The organism is Sorangium sp. So ce448, from assembly GCF_051520915.1.
GTDB lineage: Bacteria > Myxococcota_A > Polyangia > Polyangiales > Polyangiaceae > Sorangium > Sorangium cellulosum_B.
Genome location: NZ_CP150343.1, coordinates 7502829 through 7518833, shown reverse-complemented (window position 1 = coordinate 7518833; position 16005 = coordinate 7502829). Strand labels below are relative to the sequence as shown.

At 71.0% G+C, this 16005-nt stretch carries 10 protein-coding genes; 4 read left to right on the top strand and 6 right to left on the bottom strand.

Going from position 1 to position 16005, the window contains the following annotated elements; all coding sequences use genetic code 11:
- Positions 1–619 precede the first annotated feature (619 nt).
- Positions 620–2242: a protein kinase domain-containing protein gene (locus WMF45_RS28430; RefSeq protein WP_437707748.1), complete on the top strand. Its 1623-nt coding sequence runs from the start codon at positions 620–622 to the stop codon at positions 2240–2242.
- Positions 2243–2478: 236 nt separating this feature from the next.
- Here the strand turns inward: WMF45_RS28430 and WMF45_RS28425 are convergent, their stop codons facing one another.
- The gene (locus tag WMF45_RS28425) at positions 2479–3348 is read right to left on the bottom strand and encodes a BON domain-containing protein (protein WP_437707747.1); all 870 of its coding nucleotides are present in this window, start codon (positions 3346–3348) and stop codon (positions 2479–2481) included.
- Positions 3349–3556: 208 nt separating this feature from the next.
- Here WMF45_RS28425 and WMF45_RS28420 point away from each other — a divergent pair, with 208 nt between their 5' ends.
- Both WMF45_RS28420 and WMF45_RS28415 read left to right on the top strand, forming a co-directional pair.
- Positions 3557–5272, top strand: coding sequence for a MutS-related protein (locus tag WMF45_RS28420; RefSeq protein WP_437707745.1), 1716 nt, complete (start codon positions 3557–3559; stop codon positions 5270–5272).
- 49 nt (positions 5273–5321) lie between these two features.
- Positions 5322–6305 (top strand): aldo/keto reductase, encoded by a 984-nt coding sequence (locus tag WMF45_RS28415; protein ID WP_437707743.1) that lies wholly within the window; start codon positions 5322–5324, stop codon positions 6303–6305.
- 28 nt (positions 6306–6333) lie between these two features.
- Here the strand turns inward: WMF45_RS28415 and WMF45_RS28410 are convergent, their stop codons facing one another.
- Positions 6334–6693, bottom strand: coding sequence for a phage holin family protein (locus WMF45_RS28410; RefSeq protein ID WP_437520919.1), 360 nt, complete (start codon positions 6691–6693; stop codon positions 6334–6336).
- Between the two features lie 150 nt (positions 6694–6843).
- Positions 6844–8196 carry an argininosuccinate synthase gene (argG, locus tag WMF45_RS28405; RefSeq protein WP_437707741.1) on the bottom strand — a complete coding sequence of 451 codons (1353 nt, stop codon included), beginning with the start codon at positions 8194–8196 and terminating at the stop codon, positions 6844–6846.
- A gap of 294 nt (positions 8197–8490) precedes the next feature.
- Between argG and WMF45_RS28400 the strand changes: the two genes are divergently transcribed.
- Entirely contained in the window at positions 8491–9318 is an 828-nt protein-coding gene (locus tag WMF45_RS28400; RefSeq protein ID WP_437707739.1) for a GNAT family N-acetyltransferase, read from the top strand.
- A 362-nt stretch (positions 9319–9680) separates the two neighbouring features.
- On the opposite strand, the gene WMF45_RS28395 is transcribed toward WMF45_RS28400, so the two are convergent.
- The 3 genes from WMF45_RS28395 to WMF45_RS28385 form a co-directional block, all read right to left on the bottom strand.
- Positions 9681–11909 carry an anthranilate synthase component I gene (locus WMF45_RS28395; RefSeq protein ID WP_437719593.1) on the bottom strand — a complete coding sequence of 743 codons (2229 nt, stop codon included), beginning with the start codon at positions 11907–11909 and terminating at the stop codon, positions 9681–9683.
- 31 nt (positions 11910–11940) lie between these two features.
- A complete protein-coding gene (pabB, locus tag WMF45_RS28390) occupies positions 11941–14148 on the bottom strand; it encodes an aminodeoxychorismate synthase component I (protein WP_437707737.1) in 2208 nt (735 codons plus the stop codon).
- A gap of 97 nt (positions 14149–14245) precedes the next feature.
- Positions 14246–15526, bottom strand: coding sequence for an isochorismate synthase (locus tag WMF45_RS28385; RefSeq protein WP_437707736.1), 1281 nt, complete (start codon positions 15524–15526; stop codon positions 14246–14248).
- Positions 15527–16005 lie beyond the last annotated feature (479 nt).

Below are 16005 nucleotides of genomic sequence, written 5' to 3'. Positions count from 1 at the left end.
CGCAGGCGTCCCGTCCTCCTCGTCATCGTCATCGTCATCGTCATCGTCATCGAGCTGGCGCGGTAACGCGCGGCGTTTTGCGTCCGGCGCGGAACGCTGCAGAAATTTCGTGCGATCGTGTCGCGACGGATTGCACGTGGCGTATCCCTTGTTACGTTTCCATCAACGCCCGCAGCAGACCCCGTGTTTGTAATGCGATCGACCTGGTGACCTTGCGCGGGCGCTACCGGGAAGGGAGTCACCTCAGGGCTCGGCGGCACGGCCCCTCCCCGGCCAGCGACGAATTGCGCACGCAGCACCTCATGCGGAGCAGGTAACGCGCAGCAGGCAAAGCGCAGCGCGGGACCTACGTGCGGGGGTGCGGTGTTCGCGAGTGTGTGAATGCGCGTGAATACGCGTGAATACGCGTGAATACGCGTGAATACGCGCGACTGCGTGTGCGCGTGTGTTCGGATGTCGTCTCTTGCCGCTCTTGCTCGTACGGTTGTAGGCCATTCACTTCATTGGAGGATGTTTTCCTTGATGGCGAGGACGCAAACTCTTCGCATTGACTCGGACGCGCAATTATTGGATTTTGCACACTGAGGTGAGTGTGATCGGAGAACACGGAGCGTCGATCTTGAGAGACACACCGACCCAGCTTGGGCTCGGCCGGTATCGTCCCATCGCGAAGCTCGGCCGCGGCGGGATGGCGGACGTCTTCCTCGCGATGGCTCACGGGCCCGCCTCGGTGAACAAGCTGGTCGTCGTCAAGCGTCTCCGCAGCTCCGGGGACGAGGAGGATCGCCAGGTCCTCATGTTCATGGACGAGGCCAAGCTCTCCGCTCGCATGAACCACCCGAATGTCGTCCAGACCTACGAGGTCGGTAGCGATCGGGACGGCTACTTCATTCTGATGGAGTACCTGGAGGGCCAGCCGCTGAAGCGCGTCATGAAGGCGGCTGTCGAGCGGGAGTCCGGCACGGGCGGGCTCGTCCGTGGCACGTGGATCCGGATCGTGGCCGAGGTGCTGCGCGGGCTCCATTACGCGCATGAGCTCTGCGATTTCGACGGTCGGCCGCTCGGCATCGTGCATCGCGATGTCTCGCCGCACAACATCTTCATCACGTACGAGGGCGCGGTGAAGCTCGTGGATTTCGGCGTGGCCAAGGCCGTCGTCAACGCCTCCAGCACCGAGAGCGGGACCTTCAAGGGCAAGCTGACGTATATGGCGCCCGAGCAGGTCACGGCGGGCAAGACGGTGGATCGCCGGGCAGACATCTTCGCGGTCGGCGTCGTGCTCTGGGAGCTCCTCGCCGGGCGGCGGCTGTTCGAGGGCGATCAGATCACCGTGATGCACCAGCTCCTGCTGGGGAAAATACCGCGCCTCTCCACCGTCGTTCCGGGGATCCCCATCGCGCTCGATCAGATCGCCGCGAAGGCCCTTGATCGCGAGCCATCGAAGCGCTTCGCGACGGCGCAGGAGATGTGCGATGTGCTCGAGAACTACCTTCAGTGGTCGGGCGAGGACGTCCGCAGCGAGTTCCTCGGCGCCTGCATGCGGGGGATCTTCGCCGAGAGCCGGGCCTCCATACGCCAGCAGATCAAGGCGCAGATCGAGCGGGTGGCCAGCGCGTCGCTGCTGAGCGACGCCTCCAGCCAGGTGACGATGAGCGGCATCGGCATCGCGATGGTTCCATCGAGCTCCGGCTCGGGCAGCAGGCTCCCCTATGTCGGGGAGTCCAGCCGGTCGGGCGTCGAGCGCGTGTCGGGCCTCGAGCGGGCGTCGGGCGTCGAGCGGCCCAGGACCCCCGTGAGCGACTCGGTGAGCCTGCGAGCGACCACGTCGGGGCCCGTGTCGGCCTCGAAGCGGGGCTACCTGATCGGCGCGTCCGCCCTGACCGCGCTGGTCGCGCTGGTCGGCGGCGCGGTTCACGTCGCGAACCAGCGCGCGCCCGCCCCCGATGCTCCCGCGGCCGTGGTCGCTTCACTCGTCGCCGAGGCCGGGGAGACCGTCGAGAAGAAGCCCGAGGAGGGCCCCAGGGCGAGCGTGACGATCTCGAGCGATCCGCCCGACGCGACCGTGAGCTGGAAGGGAAAGACGCTCGGCAAGACGCCGCTCAAGACCGAGCTGCCCGTGGGCACGCAGGTCGTTGTCGTGTCGAGGTCCGACTGCTTCGATGAGACGCTCATGCTGGCGCTCTCACCCGCGGAGGCCGTGGAGCGCTCCGTCAAGCTCCGCCCCAAAGACTTCACCCACTAGAGCGGCGGTCACCCGCTTCGGATACGGGCCCACCTCGGCGTTTTCGGTGCTCAGCGCACGGGAGTGCGCTTCCGCGCCGAAAACGCCGATCTGGGCCCGTCTCCTGTGCGGGTGACCGCCGCTCTGCTGCGGCTTTGGAGGGTGAAGAGGGGGGAGACCGGATGATCTGGGGGGCATCCGCCTGCCGGCGGGCGGATGCACCCTGAGATCACGGGTAGGACGACGAGCTCATGGCCTCATGAGCCGTGACGGATGTAGGAGATCACCTTGGTGACGCCGTCGGCGTCCATGGCCTCCTTCACCGCCTCGGTCGCCTCCTTCACGCTGGCGACGGTGCCCTGCAGCGTGACCACGCCGTCGCGCACCGTGACGTGCAGCTTCTTCACCGCGTCGTGATCGCTGTCCGCGAGCTTGCCGCCGACCGCGTTGCGGAGCGTCTCGTCGGACGGGCGCGCGCCGGTCCGCTTGGCCTCCTTCGTGGCGATGACCGAGCCGTCGCGGCCGAAGGTGACCTGATAGTCGTTGTCCTTCGCTGCCTTCGTCCACTCGTCGCGCTCCATCGCGGCGGCATTCCCCTCCTGCTTCTTGGCTCCCTCAGCCTGGCCCTGTTGCGGGGGCTGCGGCGCGGCCTTGTCCCTGGGAGCGGCAGGCGGCGCCGACTGCGGGCGCGCGCCGTGGTTGTCCTTGAGCGCACCGGTCTGCTCGCCGACCCTGTTCATCTGGTTGCCGACATCGTGGCCCGCCTGGCGCCCGCGCTCGGCGAGCTGCTCGGCCTTCTCGCGCGTCTCCTGGCCGAGCTGCTGACCCTCCCGGGCGAGCTGCTCTGCCTTGTCACCCGCGCGCCCGGCCTGCTCTCGCGCCTCCTTGCCGAGCTCCTTGCCCTCCTGGGCGAGCTGCTCCGCCTTTTCGCCCACGCGCCCGGCCTGCTCGCGCAGGTCTTTGCCGGGCGCCTGCTTCGGGCCCGGAGGCGGTTCGCCTCTCCTGGTCGTCTGGTCCCCTGGCTCGCGGACCGCTCCTTCAGCTCTCTCGCTCTCGCTCCTGCAGGCCGTGCCGGCGAGCGCCAGCGCGAGGACGGTTGGGCCGCAGAACCAGCGTATTCTGCTCATCGTGCAGCGATAGCTCATGGTGCATCTCCGGGGACACACCGAGGCAGACGTCGTGCCAGGAACTCGGTCGTTCCCGGCCGCCCGGGAACAACGGCGCGCCGCGCGTGTCGACGGGGTCATGCCGAGACCCTCCCTGGCCACCGCGCAGCGGCGGCACCGGACACCGGACGAGCGCTCCGGCCCGACGCATCGTAGTAGGCTCGAGGTCGTGAGCGCGGCGCCGCCGGAACCCGTCCTGCCTGACGCCCCGCCCGGACAGCGCTCCGCGCCCGATCTCCTCTCGCACCGGCCGGCGCTCCGGATCGACGCGCGGGCGGTCAAGGAGTCGCTGGCGTTCGCGTTCGCGGGCGGCGCGCCCGCGGGGGCGTTCGATCGGCACGTCGAGTCGGCGTCGCTGCCCGCGTCGACATGGGATCCAGCCCGCTTCGCGCAGCACGTCTTCCTGCGCGAGCTCATCGTGGGCTGCCTCCATTTCACGAGCGAAGGCCGCACGTACATCCCGAGCCCAGCGCTGCTGGGCCGCGCCCTCTCCCAGCCGCCGAGCGATCGCGACACCGTCGAGCTCCGGCGCGCGATCTTCCGGGAGCTCACCGGGTCGGAGGCGCAGCGCCGCGATCTCGAGCGCGCCTACGCGGCGCTGCGCCGCTGGGTGGGCCAGATCGAGACGATCCCCATCTCTCGCGGCGAAGGCAGCCGGCGCCGGCTGGACATCCTCGCCGCCGCCAAGGACGCGTTCGACGCGCTCGCCGGTGGGTTCGCGGGCGCTCGCTCGGGCCTGTCGCGGCTCTCGGCGTTCGGCGCGGCCGTGCGCGAGGGCGAGGCGTACCGCCGCCTCGCGGATCTGCTCGCGTACGACGAGGAGATCGCGACGCTGGATGTCCGGATCCGCGTCGGCTCCGACGGCCACGTCCGCGATCTGCGCGCCCTGTCGATCCGCGAGAACAGCGAGAACCGCTTCTATCAGTCGCCGCTCGGGCGCCTGGTCACGAAGCTCGTGATGCTGTGGAGGGGGTACCGGTTCAGCGACGACGAGCTGCTCACCCGCCACGTCAACAGCGTGTTCGATGGCATCGAGGACGATCTCGTCGCGCTCGTCCAGCTGCTCGGAGATCTCGAGTTCTACCTCGCCGGCCTCGCGCTCCGCGACCGCGCACGCGCGGTCGGGCTCTCCGTCTGTCTGCCCGAGCTCGTCTCGCCGGGCGCCTCCGACGGCGCGCACGGCGCGCGCGGCGGGAGCCCCGGCCGCCAGCTCAAGGGGCTGTTCAACCCGCTGCTCCTGGCGAGCTCCGTGAGCACGGTCCCGTGCGACATCGCGACCGATCACCACGACGCGACCGTCATCGTGACCGGGCCGAACTCGGGGGGGAAGACCCGGCTGCTCGAGGCGCTCTCGCTGGCCCAGATGATGGGGCAGGCGGGCTTCTTCGTGCCGGCCGCGGAGGCGCGCCTCTCGCCGTGCCACGGGCTCTTCGTGTCGCTGATCGAGCAGGCGCAGGCCGATCAGAGCGAGGGCCGCCTCGGGATGGAGCTGCTCCGCATCAGGTCGCTGTTCGAGGCGATGCAGGTCGGCGACATGGTGGTGCTCGACGAGCTCTGCTCGGGCACGAACCCGTCGGAAGGAGAGGAGATCTTCCAGCTCGTGATCTCGCTCCTCTCGGAGCTCCGCCCTCAGGCCTTCATCACGACGCATTTCCTCGAGCTCGCGGCGCGGCTCGAGCGGGAGCGGCCGGTCGATCGGCTCGTGTTCCTGCAGGTCGAGCTCGACGCGCAGCAGTGGCCGACATACCAGTTCGTCGACGGGGTCGCCCGGACCTCGCTCGCGCACCGGACGGCGGCGCGGCTCGGGGTCACGCGCGAGGAGCTCGTCGCGCTCGTCGAGCGCAGCAAGCGCGCGCACCGCCGCCGCGGGGCCGAGCCCGCCTGAGCGCCGCCACGCTCGCCGTGGCGGGGGAAATCTGGTTGTATGCGCCGCCATGGAGTATCGACCTCTTGGCAGGACGGGTTTCCGCGTCTCCTCGGTGAGCTTCGGGGCCTGGGCGATCGGGGGCACCTGGGGCGACGTCGACGACAAGGAGTCGCTCGCGGCGTTGCACCGGGCCGTCGATCGAGGCGTGAATTTCTTCGACACCGCGGACGCGTACGGGGACGGCCGGAGCGAGCGGCTGCTCGCGCGGCTCAGGCGCGAGCGGCGCGAGGAGATCGTCGTCGCGACGAAGGCGGGCCGGCGCCTGAGCCCGCACACGGCGGCAAGCTACGATGAGGGGAACCTCACGGCCTTCGTCGAGCGCAGCCTGAAGAACCTCGAGACGGACGCGCTCGACCTCCTCCAGCTGCACTGCCCGCCGACGGACGTCTACTATCGGCCCGAGGTGTTCGACGCCCTCGATAGGCTCGTGAAGGCGGGCAAGATCCGGTTTTACGGCGTCAGCGTAGAGCGGGTGGAAGAGGCGCTCAAGGCCATCGAGTACCCCGGCGTGCAGTCGGTGCAGATCATCTACAACGTCCTCCGGCAGCGCCCGGCCGAGCTCTTCTTCCCCGAGGCGAAGCGCCGGCAGGTCGGGGTCCTGGCGCGACTGCCGCTCTCCTCGGGGCTGCTCACCGGAAAGATGAGCGCGGCGACCCGGTTCGCGGCCGACGATCACCGCAATTTCAACCGCGAGGGCGCCGCGTTCGACAAGGGCGAGACGTTCTCGGGCGTCGACTACGACCTGGGCCTCGAGGTCGTCGAGGAGCTCCGCCCGCTCGTGCCCGCCGGCGTGAGCATGGGCGCGTGGACGATGCGCTGGATCCTGATGCAGGACGCGGTGACGTGCGTGATCCCCGGCGCGAAGCGGCCCGAGCAGGTGGACGAGAACGCGAGCGCGGCGGACCTGCCGCCCGTGCCGCAGGAGACGATGGCGAAGATCCGCGCGATCTACGACCGGCGGCTCCGGCCTCAGGTTCACCAGCGCTGGTAGACGCCGCCCGGGCGAGGGCTGCGAAGGCTCACAAGATGCGCGGCAACAGCCATCCTGCGAACGAGATGAGGGCCGCCGTGCCGAAGAGCGGCCCTAGCCCCCGGATCTCGAAATCGTCGATCAGCTTGTCGGTGGCGTAGAGCAGCACCGAGTTCACGACGAGGCCGAAGAAGAGATACGCCAGGCCCAGCGTGAGGACGGCGGCGGGCAGGAGCGCCACCGCGACCAGGAACTTCACGAGCCAGCCGAGCAGCAGGTTGAGGACGGTGAACACGGCGGCGACGACGAGCGCCGTCTGGGTCTTTCGGATCCGCACGCCGGGCAGGATCTTCGTTCCGACGAGGACCGCGAGGCCCGCGGCGAGTGCCTGGATGATGAGCGCCTTCATGACCACCTCCCTGGGCCGGCACCGCTCGGGCGGGCCGGCGTTCGCACCTTCCTCGTGACCCAGGGAGGTGCCGGGCGCAACCTCGTCCGGCGCGCCGGGAGCGGAGCCGGCGCGCGGCCTCCGCTCAGCCTCAGCGGCGCCGCCCCCGGCTCATTCCTTCGGCTTGTCGCCGCCGAGCAGCTCGCCGATGGCGGGGGCGCCGCCCGGGCCGAGGGCCTGCGTGCTCTCGATGAGGTGGATCAGGAACTGGCGGTTGTCCGTCACCGAGAGGTTCTGGAGCTCGAGCGCGCCGATGCGGTCCTCGGGGGTGAAATAGGCCTCCTCGACCTTCTCCATCGAGAGCTTGTGCGGCGCATAGGCCATGTAGTCGGCGCGCGTGTTCAGGATGTTGTAATCGTCGCCGCGGCGCAGCTCGAGCGTCACCTCGCCGGTCACGCCGGGGGCGATCCAGCGCGAGAGCGCGTCCTTCAGCATCATGGCCTCGGGGTCGTACCACTTGCCCTCGTAGAGCAGACGCCCGAGGCGCCTGCCCTGGGTGAAGTACACGTCGAGGGTGTTCTCGTTGTGAATGGCGGACAGGAGCCGCTCGTAGACGGCGTGGAGCAGCGCCATGCCCGGCGCCTCGTAGATGCCGCGGCTCTTCGCGTCGATCACCCGGTTCTCGATCTGGTCGCTCATGCCGAGCCCGTGGCGCCCGCCGATCCGGTTGCACTCGACGAACAGCTCGAACAGGGAGCCGAAGCGCTTGCCGTTGATCGTCGTCGGGACGCCGCGCTCGAACCCGAGGGTCACCGTCTCGGCCTCGATGGCGACCTCCGGCCGGAAGGAGGCGACGCCCATGATGGGCTGGACGATCTTGATCCCGGTGTTCAGGTGCTCGAGGTCCTTCGCCTCGTGCGTCGCGCCGAGCACGTTGGCGTCGGTGCTGTACGCCTTCTCCGTCCCCATGCGGTAGGGCAGCCCGGCGCGCTCGAGGTACTCGCTCATCTCCTTGCGCCCGCCGAGCTCTCCCACGAACCTCGGGTCGAGCCAGGGCTTGTAGATCTTGAGCGAGGGGTCGACGAAGATGCCATAACGGTAGAACCGCTGGATGTCGTTGCCCTTGTGCGTGCTGCCGTCGCCGAAGACGTGGACGTCGTCGTCGCGCATCGCGCGGACGATCGCGGTCGTGGTCACCGCGCGGCCGAGCGGCGTGGTGTTGAAGTACTTCTTGCCGCCCGTCGAGAGGTGGAAGGCGCCGCACTGGATGGCGAGGATGCCCTCGCGGACGAGCGCCTCGCGACAGTCCACCAGCTTGGCGGAGACCGCGCCGTGCTGCAGGGCGATCGGCGGGATGTCGCCGGGGGAGTCCTCGTCCGGCTGCGCCAGATCGGCGGTGTACGCGTGCACCTTGAGCCCGTTGCGCGAGAGCCACGCCACCGCGCAGCGCGTGTCGAGGCCGCCCGAGAACGCGATGCCGAGGTGGGTGCCCGCCGGGGGGAGTGAACGGAAGATCCTGCTCATGGCGGCGCAGCATAATCGCAACGCCCGCGAGCGCGCGAGCGGAGATCGCGGGGCGGCGGAGGCGCGTGACGGCGCGTGTGTGCGCGCGAGAGAGCGCGACGTCAGAGGCTCCGCCCGCCCGCTCCGCGGGGGCGGCGCGATCGCCGCCTGCCCCCGCGCGCGGGCAGGCAGGCCCTCAGGCGCCTCCACCGGAAGCGCGCTGGCTTGCACGAAACGGCGCAGGCCGGGCCTCATCGGACTAGGATGGAGGACACCGTGTCACGCGAGCTCTGCTCGCAAATGAGGTGCAAATCCATGCCGAAGCTGTCGTACGCCGAGATCGCCCGGATCGAGGAGCGCCGGCTGGCGGTCGGCATCGCCGCCGTGGTCGCCTGCGCGGAGCCCATCGCGGGCGGGTGGATGGCCTTTGATGGAGAGGGTTCCTGGGGAAACTTCGCTGTCGGGCTCGGGCTCGATGGGCCTGTCTCCGGCGAGGAGCTCGATCACCTCGTGGCGTTCTACGCGGCGCGCGGCGCGGAGCCGCAGATACAGGTCTGCCCCTTCGCGCACGGATCGCTGGTGCGCGGCCTCGCCGATCGAGGGTTCGTGCTGCGCGAGTTCGAGAACGTGCTCGCGCGCGAGCTCGCGCCGGACGAGGACCTCCGCGCGCTGGCGTCGTACGGTGGCCCCGGGGAGCTGGAGATCATGCGCATCGATCCGGGCGACGAGGCGCAGGTCCGGGTGTTCATCGAGATCGCGACCAGCGGCTTCCGGCCCGAGGACGCGCCGATCTCGCCGGTGCTCTTCGAGATCACGCGCCGCGTGGTCGCGCACCCCGGATGCGACTCGTACCTGGCGCTCGTGAACGGCGAGCCCGCCGGCGGCGGCAGCGTGGAGATCTCCGGCGAGAGCGCGGCGCTCTTCGGCGCCTCGGTGCTCCCCCGGTTCCGCGAGCGCGGCATCCAGCAAGCGCTCATCGCCCGCCGCCTGGAGCGGGTGCGCGAGCAGGGTCGCCTGCTGGCGTGCATCAGCGCGAGCCCCGGTATCCCCACGGAGCGCAACGCGATGCGGCTCGGCTTCTTCATGGCGTACAGCAAGGGGATCTTCACGCGGCGGAGCGAGAGCCCAGAGGCGCCCGCCTGAGCCGCTCCCGGCGCCCCGGGCCTCGTCGAGGGCGGCGCATATTTCAGGTGTGCAGCGCTGTTCGTGCAGAACCGAAATGAACGCCCAGGACATCCATGCGAAATGCCCGACCCTGACGGAAGTGCGCGATGGCACGCCTCATGCTGACATTCTGGTTCAGCGTCGCTGGCGTGGCCTTTCCCCCCCCAAGGCCCCGGCGGCGCTTTTTCATTTTGTGGCCTGACGCGGATCGGTCACGCCCTCATCGCCCTTCGGAAGATCAGCAATCCTCCAGCCAGGAAGAGCGGACTCTGGCTCGACGCCCGGCTCCGAGCGAGGGAGTGCGCCCCTCCTCCACGCGGGTGGGGCGCAGGTCCGTTGGGTCATGAAGCCGGCGTGAGGCCCCCGGCGCTCCGCTGCAGCTCGGTGACCGCGTTCCTCACGAGCCGGAGCCCCACGTTGTCGTCCTGCGACAGGATCGACTCCGGATGGAACTGGACGGCCGCGAGGGGCAGCTCCGTGTGCTCGATCGCCATCACGACCCCATCCTCGGTCTCGGCCGTGACCTTCAGCGACGGAGGGAGCGCGTCGCGCAACGCGTAGAGCGAGTGGTAGCGCCCCGCGCGGAACTCGCGGGGCAGCCCCTCGAAGAGGCGCCCGCCGAGCACGCGCACCTGCGAGGCCTTGCCGTGCATCGGGTAGTCGAGGACGCCGAGCTTGCCGCCGAAGTGCTCGACCATCCCCTGCAGGCCGAGGCAGACGCCGAAGACGGGCAGCCGCCGCTGGAGCAGCGCCGCGAGCGTGCCCGAGAGATCGAAATCGCTCGGCGTGCCAGGGCCGGGTGAGAGCACAACGAGGTCGGGAGCGTAGGCGTCGAGCTCCTCGTGAGGGAAGCCGGCGCGGAGCGTCATCACCTCGGCGCCCGTCTGCCGGAGGTAGTTGGCCAGCGTGTGCACGAAGGAGTCCTGGTGATCCACGAGGAGGACCTTGCGCGTGCCGCCAGGCACCGGCTGGATGGCCGCCGGAGGCGGCGCGGCGTCGCCGCGCGGCCTCCGGATCGCGTCGAGGAGCGCCGACGCCTTCACCTGGGTCTCGCGCTCCTCCTCGTCGGGATCGGAGTCGAAGAGCAGCGTCGCGCCGACCCGGACCTGGGCCACGCCGTCCTTGACGCGGATCGTGCGCAGCGTGAGCCCCGTGTTCATGCTGCCGTCGAAGCCGACGATGCCGACCGCCGCCCCGTACCACGCGCGCGGCGAGCGCTCGTGATCCTCGATGAACTGCATGGCCCAGGCCTTCGGCGCCCCCGTGACCGTGACCGCCCACGTGTGCGCCAGGAACGCGTCGAGCGCGTCGAATCCGTCGCGCAGGCGGCCCTCGATGTGATCGACCGTGTGGATCAGCCGCGAGTACATCTCGATCTGCCGGCGCCCGATCACCCGGACGCTCCCCGGCACGCAGATGCGGGACTTGTCGTTGCGGTCGACGTCGGTGCACATCGTGAGCTCCGACTCGTCCTTCGCGGACGCGAGCAGGCGCGCGATCTGCGCGGCGTCGGCGAGCGGGTCGCTGCCGCGCGGGATCGTGCCTGAGATGGGGCAGGTCTCGACGCGATTGCCCTCGACGCGGACGTACATCTCCGGCGAGGCGCCGATCAGGTACTCGGCGTTGCCGAGGTTCATCAGGAAGCCATAGGGCGCCGGGTTGCGCTCGCGCAGGCGGTAAAACAGCTCGGTGGGCGCGACCGGGCACGGCTCGAAGAGCGTCTGCCCCGGCACGACCTCGAAGAGATCGCCCCGCTTGAAGGACTCGCGCGCCAGCCGGACGAGCTCGGCGTACTCGCCCGGCGCGTACTCGTTCTGGGGCGCGCGGTCGGCGCCGACGTAGGCGTGCGTCGCGCCCTCGCGCGGCAGCCCTTCGGTCGAGCGATCGCCGTATTTCAGCTCGTAGCGCGTGCGCGTCGCGCGCTCGCGGCGGTGGTCGACGGCGATGATCTCGTCGGGGAGGTAGAGGACGAGATCCCGCTGATCCGCCGGGCGCTCCAGGCGGAGCCGGATGGGCTCGAACTGGAAGGCGAGATCGTACGCGAACGCGCCGTAGAGCCCGAAGAGCGGGTCGCCGGGGACCCCGAAGAGCTCGATGAGCCGGCGCAGCACCGAGAAGATGGACGGCTGCCGGCTGCGCAGCTCCTCCGGCACCCGCTCGCCCGGCGGCCGGACCGCGCCGACCACCTCGTCGCCGCGCCGCTCGAGGCCCGCGACAGCGTCGAGATCACGGAGGGCCTCGTCGATGGCCGGCAGCAGCACGCGCCCGCGCTCGTTCAGCGCGGTGAACCGGAAGTCGCGGCCCCGGGAGACGAGCACGAGCGGCGGATCGACGAAGCCGATGTCCCAGCGCGTGTACCGGCCCGGGACCTCGTAGCTGGACGCCAGGACCACGCCGAGGTGGCTGTCGAGCGCCTCGACGATGGGCTGGATGGCGCCGTCGACGGCGAGGTCCTCGACCGTCCGCCGCACCGCGACGCCCCTCCGCGTAATGTTGCTCTCTCGTTTCACGACCGCGTCTCCTTCTGTGCGATGAGTATACGCGGCGCGGCATGCGCGCCGTACCGGCATCTTCGCCGCGTGCATGGTTCCGTCGGGCGCGTCATCCGCGCTGCGCGCTCGTGGCGCGCGCGTCCCGCGCGGGCGCTCGACCGCCGTCCGCGGCGCGCTCCGCGAGGTAGATGGCGCGGAGCAGGGGGAAGCTCTTGACGAGGACCTCCTCGTACTCGGCCTCCGCGCTCGACTCCGCGACCACCGCGCCGCCGCTGCCGAAGCTGAGCCCCCGGCCGTCGGCGACGAGGGTCCGTATGGCGATGTTCATGTCCATGGGGCCCTCGTACGCGAGGTACCCGATCGAGCCGGTGTACACGCCCCGCGTGCGCCGCTCCAGCGCGTCGATGATCGAGATCGTCCGGTGCTTCGGCGCGCCGGTGATGGACCCGCCGGGGAAGCACGCCTCGAGCGCGTCGAGCGCGCCCTTCCCCTCGCGCAGCGCGCCCGTGACCACCGAGGAGAGCTGGAACAGGGTCGCGTGCTCCGTGATCCGCTGGAGCGCTTCGACGTCGATCGAGCCCATCGCGCAGACGCGGCTGAGGTCGTTGCGGACGAGGTCGGTGATCATGAGGAGCTCGGAGCGGTCCTTGTCGCTGGTCGCGAGATCGCGGCGCAGGGCCAGGGTCTCTTCCTCGGTGGCGCCCTTCGGTCGCGTCCCCTTGATGGGCTCGCTGCGCACCCGCCGCTCCCGGTCGACCGCCAGGAACCGCTCCGGCGAGGACGAGAGCACCGCGCCCTCCGGCAGCCTGAGGAACGCCGAGAACTGCGCGGGGTTCGTGCGGCGCAGGACGCGGTAGAGGGCGAACGGATCCAGCGAGATCGGCACGTGGAACTCGTTCGTGAGGCACACCTCGTACGTCTCGCCCTCGCGGATCTCGCGGAGGATGGCCTCGATGGCGTCGAGGTGCTCCCGGCGCGAGAGGCGCGGCGCGTGCGCGATCCGGTCGGCGAAGCCCTCCGGGACGGCCGGCAGGAGCGGCTCCGAGAGCGCTGGGAGGCTCTGGAGGCGCGCCGCGATCTCGTCCAGCCACGGTCCGGACGGGGGCGACGCAGGCTCGTCGGCGTCGAGCGCGTCGATCGCGTCGATCGCGTCGATCGCGCACGCGTATACCGTGCGCTCGACATGGTCGAAGGCCAGGATCCGCCGCGCGATCATCATCGCGCTGTCCGGGAGCGCGCGGCGCGGGTGAGCGGACGCGCCGAAGCCGAGGTGCTCCTTGAGCTCGTAGCCGAGGTAGCCCACGAGGCCACCGGTGAAGTGGAAGGGCAGGCCGCTCGGATCGAGCGATATCGAGGCGAGCTCCCGCCGGAGCGCGGCGAACGGGCTCCCCTCGGACGTGGTCGAGGTGAGCGCGTCTCCAGGGCCGCCGGCGCTCCACCGCGTCACGGCGGCGCCGCGGCACTCGATCGCCTCGGTCGCGCTCCCCATGAACGAGAAGCGCCCGTCACGGCCGGTCGCGCTCGAGTCGAGCCAGAAGGCATAAGGGGCCGCGGCGAAGAGCCCGGCGAAGGCCCGCTCGGGATCGACCCACGGGAGCCGGAGGTGACGCACGCGCCCGCGTCGCCGCGCGCCCGCCAGCGCGCCCGGCGCGCAATCGCCCAGCGCGCCTGCGGAGAGGCCCGGCGCGCGCGCGATCCGGTGGAGCGCCGCGCCCCTCCGGTCGCGCGGCGTGTTCATGGCGATATTCCTGAAGTTGCGGATGATCCTCTTGCCGTGCTCGGTGCCGATCGACTCGGGGTGAAACTGCACGCCGTAGAACGGCCGGTCCTTGATCTTGAGGGCCATGATGAGCCCGTCGCCGCGCGTGCGCGCGGTGACCTGGATCTCCGCCGGCAGTCCGCCGTCGCCGACGATGAGCGAGTGGTAGCGCACCACCTGGAACGGGCTGGGCACGCCCTCGAAGAGCCCGGCGCCGTCGTGCTCGATCTCGACGATCTTGCCGTGCATGACCCGGGGGGCGTGCTCGACGCGCCCGCCGAAGCGCGCCGCGAGCCCCTGGTGGCCAAGGCAGACGCCGAGGATCGGGGTCCCGGTGAGGGCCTCGATCACCTCGGCGCAGACGCCGAAATCGGCCCGGCGCTCCGGGCGGCCGGGGCCGGGCGAGATGACGATGCTGTCGAGCTCCAGGCCCTCGATCTCGGCGAGCGAGAGGCTGTCGTTCTTGACGATGATCGGCTCCTCGCCGCTCACCTCCCAGAGGTACTGCCCAAGGATGTGGGTGTACGAGTCGTAGTTGTCGATGAGGAGTGTCTTCACGGCGAAGCTCGCCTTCGGGCTCGCATCGAGGCCGTCAATCCAGGCGAGCCGGCGCGGATCCCGGCTCGGGTGAGGCGCCCCGGCGGCGGGCGCGGCATCAGGGGCGGATGATGGCGGCGAGCATGGCCTGGAGCTTGAGCTGCGTCTCGACCAGCTCGGCGTCCGGGTTCGAGCCCGCGACGACCCCGACGCCTGCGACCATCCGCGCGCGCGCGCCGTCGACCGTGGCGCTGCGGATGCCGATGAACCAGTCGCCGTCGCCGCGGGCGTCGACCCAGCCCACGAGCCCCGCGTAGAGCCCGCGCCGGATGCCCTCGTGCGCGCCCAGCCAGGCCTCCGCCGCCTGGCGCGGCGTGCCGCACACGGCGGGCGTCGGGTGAAGCCGCGCGGCGAGCGTGAGGGCGTCCGGCGCCGCCTCCGCGAGCTGGCCGTGGATCAGGGTGCCGAGGTGCATCACGTTGCGGAGGCTCAGGATCGACGGCTCGCTGGGGACCTCGAGCGACGCGCACTCGGGCGCGAGCGCGGCGGCCACGGCGTCGACCACGAAGCGGTGCTCGCGCTGGTCCTTGGCCGAGCGCCGCAGGACCTCGGCGAACCGGCGGTCGGCGTCGACGTCGGCGGAGACCGCGTAGGTGCCGGCGAGGGGGTGCGAGGAGACGGCGCGCCCGCGGCGCGAGAGCAGGAGCTCGGGGCTCGCGCCGAGGAAGCCGTCGACGTGGAAGATCGCGCACGAGGGGTAGAGCGCGGTCAGGCGGCGCAGGACCTCCTCGACGACGATGGGGCGGTTCGCCTCGACGTCGACCGCGCGGGCCAGCACGACCTTGGAGAGGGCCCCCTGCTGGATGTCGGCCACCGCGCGCGCGACGCGCCCGCACCACTCCTCGTGCGGGAGCGCGGAGCGGAGCGTGAAGCTGTCGGGCGAGCGCCGGTGGCCCTCGGCCCGCTCCAGGTGCGGCGCCGGGGCGGCGCCCTCGCCGATGGTCGTGACCCACGCGGTCCCGTCGGGGGCCGCGCCGACGATCTGGGCCGGCACGACGAGCGCGGCCGGCTCCGTCCGGTCGAACGGCAGGGCGCCGAGCGCCACCGGGCCGCAGCCCGGGCGTCCCACGGCGTCGGCGACCTCGATCGACGCGAGCGCCTCCTTGATCCACGCCACGCCGCCCTCGATGCCGTGCGGCAGCTCCAAGCGCGCGGCGACCCCGTGCGCGATCAGCTGGGTGCCGGGGTGCAGCCAGACGCGCGCGCCGTCTCCCATGAGCGACGAGACGCCGCCGGGCAGCTTCGCGAGCGTGTCGGCGTCGAGCCGGAAGGTGCGGGCGACGAGCCGCGCCGCCTGGCGGGGGGCGTCGGCCGAGGAGGAGAACGTCAGGGGAGTCATGCACCGCCGTGCGCAGGCCGGTTCGGGCTCGTCCTGCTCGGCAGGACCAGCCTGGAGCCAGCAGGCCACGAGCCCGCGGCACCGTGCCGGATCGCGAGCGCCGGCCACGCAGCATCGGCTCTACCGCCTCCGGAAAGGCTCCGCAAGCGCAAAGCAGCCCACGTTCAGGGCGCGTGCGACGCGCGCCTACCGCTGAATTGCCGCTGAAATTGCGCTTCGAGGCGAGGTGGCGGCGTCGGCGCGCGGGCGCGCGGTCGCGCACGTATTGCGCGCGTTGTCTCCGCGCGACGCAGGCGCATCGCGTTTCGTCTCACCTCATCTCGTCGCCGGCGCGCGTCGTGTCGCGTCTCGCCGCCAGCGCTGCTGTCTCACCTCACCTCGCCGCCAGCGCGCTTCGCGTCTCCGAGCGGCGCATAGCCCTCCGCACCACGCGCCACGCGCCACGCGCCCTCGCCATGCGTTGCGTGCGGCGCGCCGCG

Excerpts from the sequence above, each read along its gene's own strand:
- WMF45_RS28425 (WP_437707747.1), bottom strand. The coding sequence starts at position 3,348 with ATGAGCAGAATACGCTGGTTCTGCGGCCCAACCGTCCTCGCGCTGGCG.
- WMF45_RS28415 (WP_437707743.1), top strand. The coding sequence starts at position 5,322 with ATGGAGTATCGACCTCTTGGCAGGACGGGTTTCCGCGTCTCCTCGGTG.
- WMF45_RS28410 (WP_437520919.1), bottom strand. The coding sequence starts at position 6,693 with ATGAAGGCGCTCATCATCCAGGCACTCGCCGCGGGCCTCGCGGTCCTC.
- argG (WP_437707741.1), bottom strand. The coding sequence starts at position 8,196 with ATGAGCAGGATCTTCCGTTCACTCCCCCCGGCGGGCACCCACCTCGGC.
- WMF45_RS28400 (WP_437707739.1), top strand. The coding sequence starts at position 8,491 with ATGCCGAAGCTGTCGTACGCCGAGATCGCCCGGATCGAGGAGCGCCGG.
- WMF45_RS28395 (WP_437719593.1), bottom strand. The coding sequence starts at position 11,909 with ATGCCGGTACGGCGCGCATGCCGCGCCGCGTATACTCATCGCACAGAA.
- WMF45_RS28385 (WP_437707736.1), bottom strand. The coding sequence starts at position 15,526 with ATGACTCCCCTGACGTTCTCCTCCTCGGCCGACGCCCCCCGCCAGGCG.